Consider the following 14,544-nt stretch of genomic DNA (forward strand, 5'->3'; position numbering starts at 1 on the left):
GGCTGGCCCCGACGCGCCACGTGTGCCGCGCGCGGCCAGGCCCCAGACGCATTCAGGCGCGGAAAGGAACGAACGTGTCACTCTCCATCGGTATCGTGGGCCTCCCCAACGTGGGCAAGTCGACGCTCTTCACGGCCCTCACCAAGAAGGGCGGCCTTGCGGCCAACTACCCGTTTGCCACGATCGACCCCAACGTGGGCATTGTCGACGTGCCGGACGGCCGGCTCAAGGAGCTGGCAAAGATCGTGAACCCGGGGCGCATCGTGCCGGCCACGGTCGAGTTCGTGGACATCGCGGGCCTGGTCAAGGGCGCCAGCACGGGCGAGGGCCTCGGCAACCAGTTCCTGGCCAACATCCGCGAGACCGATGCCATCTGCGAGGTCGTTCGCTACTTCTCCGACCCCAACGTGATGCGCGAGGTCAACCGCTCGGACGCGTTCGTCGACCCCGAGAGCGACGTCGAGACCATCAAGACCGAGCTCATCCTGGCCGACATCCAGACGCTTGAGAAGCAGCTGCCCAAGCTCGAGAAGGAGGGCAAGCGCGACAAGGAGCTCATGCCCAAGTTCGAGATTGCCAAGCGCCTGCTCGACTGGCTGAACGACGGCAACCGTGCGGCCACGATGGACATGGCCGACGACGAGCGCGCCGCGGCCAAGGAGCTCTTCCTGCTCACGCTCAAGCCCATCATCTACGTGGCCAACGTGGACGAGGACAAGCTAGGCGAGGACCTGCCGCCCATCGATGGTATCAAGCCCCTGCCCATCTGCGCCGAGGTCGAGGCCGAGCTCTCCGAGCTGAGCGAGGAGGAAGCGGCTGAGTACCTGGCCGACCTGGGCCTCGAGGCGAGCGGCCTGGACACGCTGGCGCGCGCGGCCTACAAGACACTGGGGCTCCAGAGCTACTTCACGGCCGGCGAGATGGAGGTCAAGGCCTGGACCGTGCCGATTGGCGCGACCGCCCCGCAGGCCGCTGGCGTGATCCACTCCGACTTCGAGCGTGGCTTCATCAAGGCCGAGGTCATCTCGTATGACGACTACATCGCGCTTGGTGGCGAGAAGGGGGCGCGCGAGGCCGGCAAGCTCCGAATGGAGGGCAAGGACTACGTCGTGCGGGACGGCGACGTGATGCACTTTCGGTTCAACGTGTAGGTGCGGCTTATTCAACTTGACGGGCGCAGCCCGACATCCCTCCGCTCGGGGTCACTTGCTTCGCAAGTCCCTTAGCCCCTCGCTTCGGGATGTCGGGCTGCGCCCTTCTGGTTGCGGGGCGGCTCCAGGCTGCGGGCATCACGTCGCCGTCCTGCACGACGAGGTTCCGGTTGCTGGGCTTTTCTTGAAAAAGTGCAGTATTTGGGGCTGGGTATTGCGGTTGGGTAAGCTGTGGGTTTGTTTGATAAATGCTGGTAGATGGTTTGTGGCTGGGTGTGGAGAGAGGCTTGTATTTTGCAGTTTTGGACGGGTCTGCGTTCTTGACGCTAGCCGGCTAGGCCGGCGGTGGGGTTGTCGGCGTCGCTCTCGTAGGGCGAGAGACCCTTGTCGACGCGGTCCATCATGGTCTTCCAGGCGTCTTCCCGGACGATCTCGTACCAGGTGCCGCCAATCTGCTTGCCGGTCGTGGGCTCGAGGCCGCTCATGAGGTCCTTGCTGGCGTCGAAGCCGATGAAGCGCAGGCCCAGGAACATGAGGTCGACGCCCGAGAGGTCGGTCGAGGCGCTGTCGGCGGCGGCGTTGACGGTGGCCACGAGGGTGAAGGGGTTGCCTGAGAGCCCCTTCTTGAGGATGGCCCCGAGCACCATGCGCTGGTTGGCGGTGCGGTAGTAGTCGCCGCTGCCGTACTTGTCGTAGGCGTGACGGGCGCGGCAGAGGGCGAGCGCCGTGACTCCGTCGATGGTCTGCTGCCCCGCCTTGACGTCGAGGTGCGCGTCGGCGTCCTGCAGGTCTATGGGGATGTTGACGTCGATGCCGCCGATGGCGTCCACGACGTTGACGAAGCTGTCGAAGTCCAGCTCGGCATAGTGGGCGATGGGCACGCCAGCAAGCTCGGAGACCTCCTTGATGAGGAGGGGTGCCCCGCCAAGCGTGTAGGCCGCGTTGATCTTCTGCTTGCCGTAGCTGCCACCCAGGTCGACGAGGGTGTCGCGCTGGATGGAGACGAGCGTGACCTTGGCTCCGATGGGGTCGATGCGCGCGAGGATCATGGAGTCCGTGCGATAGACGCCGCCCGTGCTGTTTTCGGCCACGCGGTCTGCCGACTTGTCGGTGCCCACGAGCAGCATGTAGAAAGGCTGTCCTGGCAAAGCCGGCGTGAGCGCCGCGCGCGTGTCGGACGTAATGCCGTCGTTGAGCCGACCTGTGACGCTGACGCCAAAGACGATGATCACCACGAGCAGCACGGCGAGCATGGCGCCAACGCGGTGCAAGACCTTGCGCGGCGTAAGCGGAGCGTGGGGGTGTCGAGACGCCGGTCGTCCCCCTCGTTGTCCGAGCCGGCCCTCGACAGCGCGGCGGCCCCTCTCCACGCCGTTCTCGGCTGCGGAACGGGCCGCACCAACCCAGTCGCGCTCACGCTCGCGGCGCATGCGGGCATAGCGGTCCGGCGTGTTGGCGGCGTGCGCCGCGTGGCGATGGGCCCCCTCGGGCATGCGATGGCGAACCGCGGCGCCGCGTGCGCGCTGCTGCTCGCGGGTCATGACGCGATGGCCGCCCTGCGCGTCCGGCGTGCCGGCGACTCGCTGGCGGTCGGCCGCGGCACGGCTCCAGTCAAAGTCGTGGCGGGCCACTAGTTGTTGGCCATGTCCTGGCCGAGGACCACCACGACGTCCGCCTCGCCCGAGTAGGTTCCGTCATCGGCACGCACGTTGGAGAGGCCCAGCGACTTGGCGACTGCCTGGGCCTTGGCCTTGTTCTCCTCGCCCACGTAGATGATGCGCGTCGTGCTGTAGTCGTAGCTGTCGGCCGTGGCCGCCTTCGTGTCAAAGCCCTGCTTGGAGAGGGAGGATGCGACGCGTCCCGCCAGGCCGTTCACGCCCGCGCCGTTCAAGACCTCGACCGTGCCGGAGTGTTCGGTGGCGGCAGAGGAGTCGCTTGCCGAGGAGCCCGTGGTGCTGGCAGACGTGGCCGCGTCGGTGGAGCCGTCGGCGTTCTTGGTGGCCGTGCCCGCGCCGGCAACGCCCAGCGCGGAGTCCTCGGACTCGCTCTCGTAGGGGGAGAGGCCCTGGTTCACGCGGGTCATCATCTTCTGCCAGGCCTTGGTGTCGCAGATCTCGTACCAGGTTTCGTTGATGATCTTCGAGTTGGTGGGCTCCATACCGCTGAACATGTTGGTGTTCATGTCGAAGCCGCGGAACGTCGTGGCGAGCGAGAGGATGTCCTGGATGGAGAGGTCAGTCGAGACGCTGCCCGCGAGCGTGTTGACCGTGTTGGTGATGGTGGCCGGGTCGCTTGCGAGGACCTTCTTGAGGATGGCGCCGATGACCATGCGCTGGTTGGCGGCACGGTAGACGTCGCCATCTCCGTACTTGTCGTAGGCGTGGCGCGCGCGGCAGAGCTGCAGAGCCTGCTCGCCGTTGATGGTCTGCTGGCCGGCCTTGATGTTGGCTCCCGTGTATTTTGGGTCGATGACGTCGACGGGCACGTTCACGTCGATGCCGCCAATGGTGTCGACCACGGAGACGAACTGGTCGAAGTCGATCTCGGCGTAATGCGTGATGGGGACGCCGGCGAACTTCGAGATGGTCTCCACGGTGTAGGCCGCACCGCTCGTGTCCTCGCCCTTGTCCTTCTTGGCGGCGCCGATGGAGTAGGCGGCGTTGATCTTCTGCTTGCCGCCGTCGGACCCAAAGTCGACGAGCGTGTCTCGGTGGATGGAGACGAGCGTGACCTGCTTGTTGGAGGGGTCGACGCGCGCAAGCAGGATGGAGTCGGTGCGGTAGGCGGCGTCATCGGCGCCATACTCCGCGCTCTCGGCGCGGTCCCACGACTTGTCGATGCCGATGAGCAGCATGTAGAACGGGTCGCCGCTCGCCGTCTCGGTGAGCTGGCCGCGCAGGGCCGAGTCGATTCCCTGGTTGAGCTTGCTGGAGATGTTGGAGAGGTACGCGAAGGCCACGGTGCAGCCCAGCGCCAGCACGGCGATGATGGTGATGACCACGGCACGGACGGCACCCTTGGCCTTGCGCTTGGTGCGGGCGCTGGCATAGCGGTCGAGCGAGGTGCGTGAGTAGGGCTGGGGTGCGCCCTGTGCGTCGCGGTCCTGGTTCTTGGTGGCCTTGCGTCTGAGCATGCAAGCTCCTTGGTCCCTATGCGTGCTGCCAAGTCGTGGCAGCAGTGTTTAAGCGCATCAATGATACTCGCGAGCTGCGGGAACCCAAAAAAGTACACGGTTTGGTCAGGGAGTGTTCACAAGAACACCGTGACTCTTGACAAGGCTGAAAGGCCGCTGCGCCGTGCTCGCTACGCTGGCGTATCGTATGATTGTGCAGTTGGAGAGTCGGGGTGGGAAGGTGCGGAAGGCCCCCGCCCACGTCAAACGTCGTCCATGGAGGAGCCCATGCAGCCAAGTGCCGCCAAGCAGAAGGTCATCGTCCTCGACTTTGGTGCCCAGTACGGGCAGCTCATCGCCCGCCGAGTCCGTGACCTGCACGTCTACTCCGAGATCATGCCGTGCGACGCCTCGGCGGCCGAGATTGCCGCCGAGCAGCCGAGCGCCATCATCCTCTCCGGCGGCCCGGCGAGCGTCTACGCCGACGACGCCCCGAAGATCGATCCCGCCGTGCTGGAGCTGGGTGCGCCGGTGCTGGGCTTCTGCTATGGCCACCAGATCATGGCCGTGACGCTGGGCGGCGAGGTCGCGCACTCCGAGGTGGGCGAGTACGGCCCCGCCAAGCTCTATGTTGACGAGGATGCCGAGGCCGGCCAAGCGAGCGCCCTCTTTGCCGGTACGCCTGCCGAGCAGACCGTGTGGATGAGCCACCGTGACGCCGTGAGTCGCGCCCCGGAGGGCTTCGTCGTGACGAGCCACACTGACGTGTGCCCCGTGGCCTCGATGGAGTGCCCGGAGAAGAGGCTCTACTCCACGCAGTTCCATCCCGAGGTGCGCCACAGCGAGTGCGGCAACCAGGTGCTCTCCAACTTCCTGTTCAACATCTGTGGGCTCGAGAAGAACTGGACCATGAGCGGCCTGGTCGACCAGAAGGTGGCCGAGATTCGCGAGAAGGTGGGCGACCACCGCGTGATCCTGGCGCTTTCGGGCGGTGTGGATTCCTCCGTTGTCGCGGCGCTCTGCTCTCGCGCCATCGGCAAGCAGCTGACCTGCGTGTTCGTGAACCACGGCCTGCTGCGTAAGAACGAGCCGGAGCAGGTGGAGGAGGTCTTCACCAAGCAGTTCGACGTCGATTTCATCCACGTGCACGCCGAGGACCGCTATGCCGCGCTGCTGGACGGCGTGACGGAGCCGGAGCAGAAGCGTCGCATCATCGGCACGCAGTTCTGGGAGGAGTTCTTCGCTGTCGCCAAGCAGCTGGAGGAGGACGGCCGTCCCGTGCAGTACCTCGCGCAGGGCACCATCTATCCGGACATCATCGAGAGCGGCGCGCGCAAGACCGGTGGCAAGGCGAGCACCATCAAGAGCCACCACAACCTGATTCCGTTCCCGGAGGGTGTGCACTTCGACCTCATCGAGCCGCTGGACCACTTCTTCAAGGACGAGGTTCGCGAGCTTGGCCTGGCGCTGGGCCTGCCCGAGCACATCGTGTACCGTCAGCCGTTCCCGGGCCCGGGCCTCGCGATCCGCATCATCGGCGCCGTCTCGCCCGAGAAGCTCGAGATCCTGAAGGACGCCGATGCCATCGTGCGCGAGGAGCTGGACGCGTACAACGAGCGCCTGTTCGAGGAGACCGGCGAGCGCAACAGCGAGCACAGCTGCTGGCAGTACTTTGCCGTCCTGCCGGACATCAAGTCCGTGGGTGTCATGGGCGACGAGCGCACCTACGCGCGCCCAATCATCCTGCGCGCCGTGGAGAGCTCCGACGCCATGACGGCCGATTGGGCGAAGATTCCCTACGACGTGCTGACGCGCGTGAGCAGCCGCATCGTGGCTGAGGTTCCGGGCGTCAACCGTGTGGCGTACGACATCACGAGCAAGCCGCCCGCGACGATTGAGTGGGAATAGATATTTCCTTGGTTGTTGGGGCGTATTTAATTTAAACGACAGTGAATACCCCAATAAACCTCTAATTTGATATGCCGGTTCCAATGAAGATTGGAACCGGCATGCGTTTATTCCAAGTGAAGTAGACGCTCGTTTTTTGGGGGGCTTGGCACTTGGTGTTTGTAGGAGGGCGCTGATGCTTGATAACAAGTTAGGAATTGCGAGCGAAGCGGAGCTTGCCCGCGAGGAGGAGCTGCTGACCAAGCAGCGCGCCCTTGAGCTCTTCGAGAGCGGCCTGCTCGACACGTTCGAGGTGGGCACCTTCGCTGGCCTTGCGAGGATCCACGGCTACCTCTTCCGGGATGTCTACGCCTTTGCGGGCAAGATGCGTACGGTCAACATCGCCAAGGGCAACTTCCGATTCGCCCCGCTCATGTACCTCGACGCGGCGCTCGCTGCCATCGACAGGATGCCTCAGGGCACGTTTGACGAGATAATCGAGAAGTACGTCGAGATGAACGTCGCCCACCCCTTCCGCGAGGGCAACGGACGTAGTACGCGAATTTGGCTCGACTGCATCCTCAAGAAGGAGTTGGGGCAGGTGGTCGACTGGAACCTCGTGGACAAGGAGGACTATCTCCTTGCCATGGAGCGCAGCCCCGTGCGCGACACCGAGATAAAGGCTCTGCTCAAGGCCGCGCTCACGAGCGACATCAACGACCGGCAGGTCTACATGAAGGGCATCGATGCGAGCTTCCGCTACGAAGGCTACGCCACCTACACAATGGATGAGGTCGCCGAGCGGGGCACGGCTGACTCCCAGCCGGACGGGGAGGGCGGTGCCCAATGATCAGCCTCACCGCCATGACCATGCAGCTCATCGACAACGAGCCGGACGGCATACGCATCTGCCGCGTGGAGGGTGAGTCGCTCGTCACCGTCGTCGTCCCGCGCGAGAAGCTGGCCGAGGCCGCCACCTCCCCGAGCTACCCTTCCGTAGTGTCTACTACCTGCTCGACGAGGATCACGGCGTCCTCTCCCGCGTGTATGCCGGACAGACCACGCAGGGGCTTGGACGCCTCGAGGCCCACAAGGCCAAGAAGGAGTTCTGGAACAAGGCCGTCATGTTCCTCGACGACGACAACAACATCGACCGCGACGTGCTGGACTCGCTTGAGGCCAAGACCAACGACTACGTGCGCAAGCATGGCTCCTACGAGACGGACAACTCGGCGACCCCTTCTCCCAGGCTCTCGCCGTACAAGGAGGAGCGCGTCGAGGCGCTGCACGCCGGCATACTCTTCCGAATGAGGGCGCTCGGCTACGACCTCGACCGTGTAGAGGCGATGCCGACGACGGGCTCCACGCTCTTCCACACCAGGAAGAACGGAGTCCGCGCGAGTGGGCGCTACGACAATGACACGGGCCGCTTCACCGTGCCCGCGGGCTCCATGGTCGAGCTCTCCAGACCCGTCTTGAAGAACCAGGGCGCCATCGCCGCCCGCAGGCGGCTCTTCGGCGAGGCAAGCGACCGCATGGAGCTTGCCGATGACGTCGAGTTCGCGAGCCCAAGCGCCGCCGCCGTGTTCGTGCTCGGCGGTAGCCAGAACGGCTGGACGGAATGGGTCAATTTGCATGCGTGTTAAGGGGCAAAAGTCTCATATAATGCAATATATTGACCGTTAACGGGAGTTTGGTGCGCGGATGAGCGAGTCGTTGTTTCGCAGGGAACGCTATCTGAAGAAGATTAGGCCTTATTACGATGCGGACGACATCATCAAGGTCGTAACCGGCGTGCGCCGCTGCGGCAAATCATGCCTCATGAAATCCATAGCCGACGAGCTTCTCGAACGCGGCGTGCCGGAGAAGGACGTCGTCTTCCTCGATCTTGATTCCAGGAGGCTTCGCGGGATTCGAACCCCCGACCAGCTTGAAGAAGCCATCGGGGCCAGGCTGAAAGACGACGACCCCAAGTTCCTCTTCATCGACGAGGTCCAAAACGTAGAGGGGTTCGAAGATGTCGTCAACGCGTACCGAAATGACGGTGGCTTCTCGGTTTTCATTACCGGATCGAACTCCTACCTCCTTTCGGGCGAATTGGCCACCAAGCTCACCGGGCGCTACGTGGAGTTCGACATGTTCACCCTGGGCTTCGGTGAGTACCTCCAGATGAAGAGCAATTTAGGTCAAGCCTTGGAAAACGATGCGAGGGAATTCGAGACATGGCTCAGGGAGGGCGGCTTCCCCCGTTCGCTGGGGTTCACCGATCCGCAGGCGAAGGACGCCTACGCCAGGGACGTCGTCGACCAGATCATAGAGAAGGACATCAAGGCGCGGAAGAAGATTCGCAACACCGTGGCCTTCGAACGGTCGATGGCGTACGCCATCAATAACTTCGCCGCGACGACCAACCTCTCCAACGTGGTCGAGTACCTGAGGGACGTCGAGCATATCGCGGTAAAGCACCAGACGCTGTCGGGCTATCTCGATCTGCTGGAAAACGCGAAGCTGCTGTACAAGTGCCCCCGCTTCGACCTCAAATCGCGACGATCGCTTCGCGGCGAGGAGAAGTATTACCTCGCGGATCCCGCGATATACCGCGCGCGCAACACGGACGCCAGGCTGAACTATGGGCCGGCATTGGAGAACGCGTTGTTCACGCACCTGCTGTCGAAGGGCTATTCGGTGAGCGTGGGGAGAATTGGCAAGCTCGAGTGCGACTTCATCGTCCGTAAAGGCGACGAGTACGCCTACGTGCAGGTGTCGATGACGGTGATGGATTCGAAGGTCGAGGAGCGCGAGTACGCGCCGTTCTCGAAAATACGCGATGGGTGGCCGCGCTACCTGTTCACCTTGGATCCCTTGCGAAACCAACGTGACGGCGTACGTCACCTGAATCTCATGGAATTCCTGAAGGAGGACGGAGACCTGTTCTAGCTTCGCACCTTAAGCCTTCCGAAAGTCTCCCAAGTATGTTGATTCACGCGAATCAGGGGGGGGGTCAAGCCGCCTGCAACCATTCCTGCTCGCGAAACGGGGAGTAGTCGCAAGGGGAACCGCGGCCTTGGGGCGGCTGTGCTGCTATTCCCGAGAACCCGAATCAGCCGCGTGATTCGCGGACGATTCGGACGAGACGGCACGAGGAGGCACGATGTGGACGATACGGCACGAGGCGACACGTTGCGGACGACAGAAGGTATTGAGAGGGAGTAGAAAATTCCTCAGTTATGGGGGTACAAATCATACCTTTGATATACTATACTCCCATAAACATATGATTTGATATACTGGCTCCAATGAAGACTGGAGCCAGTATGCGTCTATTCCCTCGCGAAAACTATCTGAAGAAGATTCGCGGCTTCTACCATGACGACGGGATAATCAAGGTCATCACCGGCGTCCGCCGCTGCGGCAAGTCCTGCCTCATGCAGTGCGTCGCCGAAGAGTTGAGGGCCGAAGGCGTCGATGACGAGCACATCGTCTTTTTCGACCTAGACCGGTACGGGTACCGATCTGTCAAGGCTCCAGAACAGCTCGAGGCCCTCATTGAGCCCCTGCTCGCTGTCTCGGGGACGAAGTACCTTTTCATCGACGAAGTGCAGAACGTCGAGGGTTTCGAAGACGTGCTCAACGGGTTTCGCACCGAAGGCGGCTTCTCCATCTTCATCACCGGGTCGAACTCCTATCTGCTCTCGGGCGAGCTGGCCACGAAGCTAACCGGGCGCTACATCGAATTCGAGATGCAGACGCTGGACTTTGGCGAATATTGCCAGATGAAGCGCTTCTCGGGGCTGCCCATGAACCCGAATCCGGTCGCGGAATTCGATGCCTACATCCTCGAGGGAGGCTTCCCGAAGGCATTGGATTACCCCCAGCTCGCCGACAAGCGCGCTTACGTCGCGGCGGTAATCCAGGAGATCTTCGAAAAGGACATCCGCAGGCGCGTGAAGATCAAGAACGTCTCCGTGTTCAACCAGGTGCGCGACCACGTCATCAACAACTTCGGCGCCACCACTTCGCTTGCGAACATCCAGTCCGACCTCGAAAGCAAGCGGGGCGTGAAGGTCAAGCGCGAGACTCTCGCGCGATACCTTCAGATCCTCGAGGACGCGAAGATCGTCAGCAAGTGTGCGCGCTTCGACCTGAAGTCGCGAAAACTGCTGCGCGGTGAGCAGAAGTACTACCTGGCGGACCTGGGCTTCTACTTCGCCCTCAACGCCGACAACCGCATCAACTACGGACCCGTCCTCGAGAACATCGTTTACCGCTACGCTCGCGCGCGGGGTTGCAAGGTCAGCGTCGGGCGCATCGGAAAGCTGGAATGCGACTTCATCCTCAGAAACCCAGAGATGGGCTACGCATACGTTCAGGTCGCAATGACCATCATGGCCGACCGGTCCACCGAGGAGCGCGAATACCGCCCGTTCGAGCAGATCAGAGACAACTACCCCAAGTACCTGTTGACGCGAAACGATCCCATTCAGCAAAGGGACGGCATCATCCATGCCAACATCCCCGAGTTCATGCAGGAGGGGAGGACCTTCTGAGCGGGATGGAGATTGGCTGTTGACGAGCGGCGCAATGGACAGCGGTGTCGGTTTCAAGTGAAACTGCCACCGCTTCTGTATAAGGGTTTAAGGGTTGCCACAGATGGCGATCAATGTCCGCGATGCCCCTGCTTGCGCCTCAGCTTCCGCTGCTCGAAGCGCGCCTCCGCCTCGTCCGCGCGACGTTGGCTTCTTGCGCGGACCGACTCCCGTTTCATCGCCTCCCGCTGACTCGCGAGCGCCCGCTGCGCCTTGGTTCCCATCGCCGGCCGCTTAAGGGCCTTCGACGCCTCGCGGGCGCGCCGCTTGGGGTTTCGCAGGCCTGCCTCCCTCGGCGGGACCGTCGCCGAAGAACGCGGACGCGTCCCGAATTGTGGTGTAAGCGGGAAGCCGGCCGCGCCGAAGGGGCGCGGCCGCCCCTCTAGAATCGTGAGCTGCCAGGCATGCGGTTCGGGAGAGAGGACGACCGCAATGGACACTGTACACGAGGGCGCCGCCGCTCGGGCCGCGGCCAGGCCCGACGGCAGCATCGACCTGAACGCGACGGCGCGCGGCCTTCTGGAGTCGCCGCCCGACGCCGTGATGGACGAGCAGGCCTCCGAGATGGCCGCGGAGCTCGGGGTGGCCGGGAACGGCTACCGCGAGCGGGCGCTCGACACCTGCGTCGGCAGGGTCACGCCCAGGGTGCCGAGGCTCCGCGAGGGCGGCTACTTCCCCGAGGAGATCGTCTCGAGGCGGTCGAGGACCGACGCGGCGCTCGCCTCCTGCGTCCGCGAGATGTGGGCGAGGGGCGCCTCGACCAGGAAGGTCGAGGCGGTCGCGGCCGAGATGGGCCTCGAGGGCATGGGGCGCTCGAGGGTCTCGCGCCTCTGCGAGGCCCTCGACGCCGAGGTGGCGGCGCTCAGGTCCGCGCCGCTCGGGCACGTCGAGTGGCCCTACCCGTGGCTCGACGCCATCTACGTGCCCTGCCGGGAGGCCGGCAGGCCCAGGAGGGCCGCCCTCGCCGCGGCCGTCGCGGCCTCGAGGGAGGGCGCGAGAAGGGTCGTCGGCCTCGAGTGCGTCGACGCCGAGAGCCACCTGTCGTGGCGCTCCTTCCTGCTCTCGCTGCGCGCCCGCGGCCTGTCGGGGGCCGGGCTCGTGGTCTCCGACGCCCACGAGGGGCTCGTGAGGGCCGGCTGGGCCCGGGCGGTCGAGCTGCTGGCCGGCGCGGACGAGGCGTGCGCGGCGAGGCTCGAGGCGGCCGCCCCCTCGGCGCTGGCCTACCTCGACTTCCCGCCGGAGCACCGCAGGTGGATCAGGACGAACAACATCCAGGAGAGGACGGACGCCGAGATAAAGCGCAGGGCGCGGGTCGTGCAGGTGTTCCCGTCGGTGGAGTCGCTCGTGAGGCTCGTCGGGGCGGTGTGCTGCGACCAGGACGACGCCTGGGCCGCCGCCACGAACTTCATGGACCGCAGGAGCCTCGCGAGGGGCTACGAGCCCGCCGCCCGGCCGGCGACGACGAGGGAGGACGAGGAGCGGGTGCTCGCGCTCGTGGGCGCGGCGTTCGACAGGAAGAGGAGGGCGGCGTAGGATTCGGGGCGAGGCTCACTGCCCCGGAGGGGCGCTACACCACTTTTCGTGACGCGACTGCCTGTTCTCGACGTCGCCCGTCGAAGGAGTGGCCAAGGCGGTATATGTCGTAGTAATGGCGAGAGTAGCGCCTGGGCATGGCCTTGCCCTTGGGTGTGTTGGCCTCCCGGCGCAGGATGGTGCCCTTCTCCCAGAACGTGCGCTCGGGACTCGCGGTACGCACCGTGGTTGACAGCTCGGGCCCGAACGGAATCACGCCCGCCGCGTACGGGGTTCACTGGGTTTGCCCCAACCGGTCTCAGTCTTTCCAGTTTGTCCAAATCACTCCAGTCGCAACGATTCGGGAAGATCCATGCGGCCAAATTATGGTCATGGTTTTCGGGGCCTCTGTCATGGCTTCGGATGTCACGAAAGTCATCAAGTATTCGCAGAATCAGCTATCCCCTGTTCGCAGGTTGGGTTACCGCCTGTTTGCAACCATCGTTGCCGAGCTCGGCAGCCCTATTCCCAATTTGCAATATTTCCGATCGCGTACAGGGGAATGTTCCGCATCCAGCCCTGATCCCGGAAGCCCGACATGCTGAACCTGCGGGGGCTCATGCCTTCGTAGCGCCCGCTGAAGGCGCGGAGGCTCTTCGCGCGCAGGCTCTCCTCGGCCTTCACCTCGATGGGGAACACGCTGGACCCGGCCTGCACGAGGAAGTCGATCTCGCCGCTGGAGTTCTCGGCCGACCAGTAAAAGGGCACGAGGCCGCAGTCCGAAACGAGCTGCTGGCAGACGTACTGCTCGGTGAGGGCCCCCTTGAATTCCGTGAAAGCCGAGTTGCCGGCGATGACGCTCGCCTCGTCGAGACCAGCCATGGCGGCGAGGAGGCCAACATCCAAGGTGAAGAGCTTGAAGATTGCGTCATCGGCGTAGGGAGCCAGAGGGATTCCGGGCTTAGAGATTCGGAGCACTGGCGTGGCTATGCCGGCTTGGGTGAGCCAGGTGATGGCGAGCCGGTAGTCCCTCGCGCGGGCACCATCCCTGATATGGCCGAACACAAAGCGCTTGTTCTCCTGGCCCAAGTGCGCTGGAACGGACTTCCAGGCGGCCAGGGTGTACTCGGTCTCCCTGGCGGAAAGATGCTTGGAGATATCGCGCTCGTAGCCGAAGAGGATTTGCTCCTGCACCTCCCTTGCATCGGAGAGGGCGCCTGTATCGGTGAATGCCGCAACCGCCTCGGGCATGCCCCCCACGTAATAGTATTGCCGAAGGAGCTGGGTGAACTTCAGTGCTAGGGAGTCTATCATCAGGGCATCCCCGCTGTCGATGATGTCGCAGAGCCCGCCGTTGCCCGTAGCATGAAGGAACTCCCGGTAACTCAGGGGATGCAGGTCGAGCAGATTGACCTTTCCCACGGGAAAGCCGGTGCCCTCGTGGACGAGGATGCCCAGAAGGGAGCCAGCCGCGGCGATATGGTACTCGGGCGCGTTCTCGCAGAAGTACTTGAGCGAGGTGAGGGCCTTGGGGCATTCCTGTACCTCGTCAAAGACGATGAGCGTGGTCGAAGGGTCGATGCGTTCGCCCGTGACGGCCTGGAGAATCGTTATCAGCCTTGGGATGTCGTAGCCCTCGTCGAAGGCGGCCGCCATGAGCGGGTTGTCGTCGAAGCTGACATAGGCGACGTTTTTGAACTGGATCCTGCCGAACTCCTTGAGCAGCCACGTCTTTCCCACTTGGCGCGCACCGTTGAGGATGAGTGGTTTGCGGCGTTTCGAACTCTTCCACTTGACGAGGTCATCCATGAGAAACCGGTCCACTTTTCCTCCTAACATGAAGAAACGCCCTTATTATCTCATTATCTGGAGAAAATAAGGGCGTTAAATCGCCAATTATGGTCAAAATCAGGCGGAACTATTCCCACTCGATGGCGACGGTTCTGCCGTCCCGCCACTCCAGTTGCACCCAGTTTTCGATGCCGTCTCGGGCCGAGTGCCGCCAGGTAACACCATGTCGCGTTTCGTCGGCCTCGGGAGCAAAAGCTGGGACAACTTTAAAATCTCATTTCAAACTCAGGGGGTTGAGTTTTAGTTTTTGTCCCAAAGGGCGCGGTGGGACGCCTTTGGAGGCTCGATGGCGCCGAAAACGCCCGTTTTGATACTCAACAGCCCTTTATCGTGCAAGCCGCCAGCTGCAATCGTAAGTGAATCAGCGAGGGTGGCTTTCGAGCAGTTTGCAAAACCGCAGGTCAAATTATATACCCAGTCGCGTCACGAAAAGTGGTGTAGCGCC

Annotated in this window: 12 protein-coding genes; 7 read left to right on the plus strand and 5 right to left on the minus strand. The window is 63.2% G+C overall.

Annotated features, from left to right (window positions below; all coding sequences use genetic code 11):
- The first annotated feature begins 74 nt into the window (after positions 1–74).
- The gene (ychF, locus tag EFAMC1_RS09235) at positions 75–1,151 is read left to right on the plus strand and encodes a redox-regulated ATPase YchF (protein WP_154053988.1); all 1,077 of its coding nucleotides are present in this window, start codon (positions 75–77) and stop codon (positions 1,149–1,151) included.
- Positions 1,152–1,477: 326 nt separating this feature from the next.
- Here ychF and EFAMC1_RS09240 read toward each other — a convergent pair whose 3' ends face one another.
- Both EFAMC1_RS09240 and EFAMC1_RS09245 read right to left on the minus strand, forming a co-directional pair.
- Entirely contained in the window at positions 1,478–2,782 is a 1,305-nt protein-coding gene (locus EFAMC1_RS09240; protein ID WP_154053989.1) for an LCP family protein, read from the minus strand.
- Positions 2,782–4,284, minus strand: coding sequence for an LCP family protein (locus EFAMC1_RS09245; protein ID WP_154053990.1), 1,503 nt, complete (start codon positions 4,282–4,284; stop codon positions 2,782–2,784). The genes EFAMC1_RS09240 and EFAMC1_RS09245 overlap by 1 nt, the downstream gene beginning before the upstream one ends.
- A gap of 267 nt (positions 4,285–4,551) precedes the next feature.
- On the opposite strand from EFAMC1_RS09245, the gene guaA reads away from it, so the two are divergent.
- The 5 genes from guaA (at position 4,552) to EFAMC1_RS09270 (ending at position 10,697) form a co-directional block, all read left to right on the plus strand.
- Complete coding sequence (guaA, locus tag EFAMC1_RS09250; protein WP_154053991.1) at positions 4,552–6,171, plus strand: glutamine-hydrolyzing GMP synthase; 1,620 nt, start codon at positions 4,552–4,554, stop codon at positions 6,169–6,171.
- A 172-nt stretch (positions 6,172–6,343) separates the two neighbouring features.
- Positions 6,344–7,000 (plus strand): protein adenylyltransferase Fic, encoded by a 657-nt coding sequence (fic, locus tag EFAMC1_RS09255; protein ID WP_222838697.1) that lies wholly within the window; start codon positions 6,344–6,346, stop codon positions 6,998–7,000.
- 193 nt (positions 7,001–7,193) lie between these two features.
- Positions 7,194–7,796: a GIY-YIG nuclease family protein gene (locus EFAMC1_RS09260; protein ID WP_261981852.1), complete on the plus strand. Its 603-nt coding sequence runs from the start codon at positions 7,194–7,196 to the stop codon at positions 7,794–7,796.
- Positions 7,797–7,854: 58 nt separating this feature from the next.
- The gene (locus EFAMC1_RS09265) at positions 7,855–9,087 is read left to right on the plus strand and encodes an ATP-binding protein (protein ID WP_154053993.1); all 1,233 of its coding nucleotides are present in this window, start codon (positions 7,855–7,857) and stop codon (positions 9,085–9,087) included.
- A 377-nt stretch (positions 9,088–9,464) separates the two neighbouring features.
- A complete protein-coding gene (locus tag EFAMC1_RS09270; protein ID WP_154053994.1) occupies positions 9,465–10,697 on the plus strand; it encodes an ATP-binding protein in 1,233 nt (410 codons plus the stop codon).
- Positions 10,698–10,807: 110 nt separating this feature from the next.
- Here the strand turns inward: EFAMC1_RS09270 and EFAMC1_RS11535 are convergent, their stop codons facing one another.
- Positions 10,808–11,227, minus strand: a complete 420-nt coding sequence (locus tag EFAMC1_RS11535; RefSeq protein WP_410054790.1) for a DUF2992 family protein — start codon at positions 11,225–11,227, stop codon at positions 10,808–10,810.
- Between EFAMC1_RS11535 and EFAMC1_RS09280 the strand changes: the two genes are divergently transcribed.
- Positions 11,169–12,269 carry a transposase gene (locus EFAMC1_RS09280; protein ID WP_154053995.1) on the plus strand — a complete coding sequence of 367 codons (1,101 nt, stop codon included), beginning with the start codon at positions 11,169–11,171 and terminating at the stop codon, positions 12,267–12,269. The two genes, EFAMC1_RS11535 and EFAMC1_RS09280, sit on opposite strands and share 59 nt — an antisense overlap.
- Positions 12,270–12,303: 34 nt before the next feature.
- Here the strand turns inward: EFAMC1_RS09280 and EFAMC1_RS09285 are convergent, their stop codons facing one another.
- On the minus strand, positions 12,304–12,525 hold the full coding sequence (locus EFAMC1_RS09285) for a nucleotidyl transferase AbiEii/AbiGii toxin family protein (RefSeq protein WP_261981853.1): 222 nt from the start codon (positions 12,523–12,525) through the stop codon (positions 12,304–12,306).
- Positions 12,526–12,770: 245 nt separating this feature from the next.
- Positions 12,771–14,057, minus strand: coding sequence for an ATP-binding protein (locus EFAMC1_RS09290; RefSeq protein ID WP_261981854.1), 1,287 nt, complete (start codon positions 14,055–14,057; stop codon positions 12,771–12,773).
- Positions 14,058–14,544: the final 487 nt, after the last annotated feature.

The organism is Olsenella uli (assembly GCF_901212675.1).
Classification (GTDB): domain Bacteria; phylum Actinomycetota; class Coriobacteriia; order Coriobacteriales; family Atopobiaceae; genus Parolsenella; species Parolsenella uli_B.

What these genes read in the sequence shown, in the direction of transcription:
- EFAMC1_RS09245 (WP_154053990.1), bottom strand. Translation starts at nt 4,284, where the DNA reads ATGCTCAGACGCAAGGCCACCAAGAACCAGGACCGCGACGCACAGGGC.
- guaA (WP_154053991.1), top strand. Translation starts at nt 4,552, where the DNA reads ATGCAGCCAAGTGCCGCCAAGCAGAAGGTCATCGTCCTCGACTTTGGT.
- EFAMC1_RS09265 (WP_154053993.1), top strand. Translation starts at nt 7,855, where the DNA reads ATGAGCGAGTCGTTGTTTCGCAGGGAACGCTATCTGAAGAAGATTAGG.
- EFAMC1_RS09270 (WP_154053994.1), top strand. Translation starts at nt 9,465, where the DNA reads ATGCGTCTATTCCCTCGCGAAAACTATCTGAAGAAGATTCGCGGCTTC.
- EFAMC1_RS09280 (WP_154053995.1), top strand. Translation starts at nt 11,169, where the DNA reads ATGGACACTGTACACGAGGGCGCCGCCGCTCGGGCCGCGGCCAGGCCC.
- EFAMC1_RS11535 (WP_410054790.1), bottom strand. Translation starts at nt 11,227, where the DNA reads ATGCTGCCGTCGGGCCTGGCCGCGGCCCGAGCGGCGGCGCCCTCGTGT.
- EFAMC1_RS09290 (WP_261981854.1), bottom strand. Translation starts at nt 14,057, where the DNA reads ATGGATGACCTCGTCAAGTGGAAGAGTTCGAAACGCCGCAAACCACTC.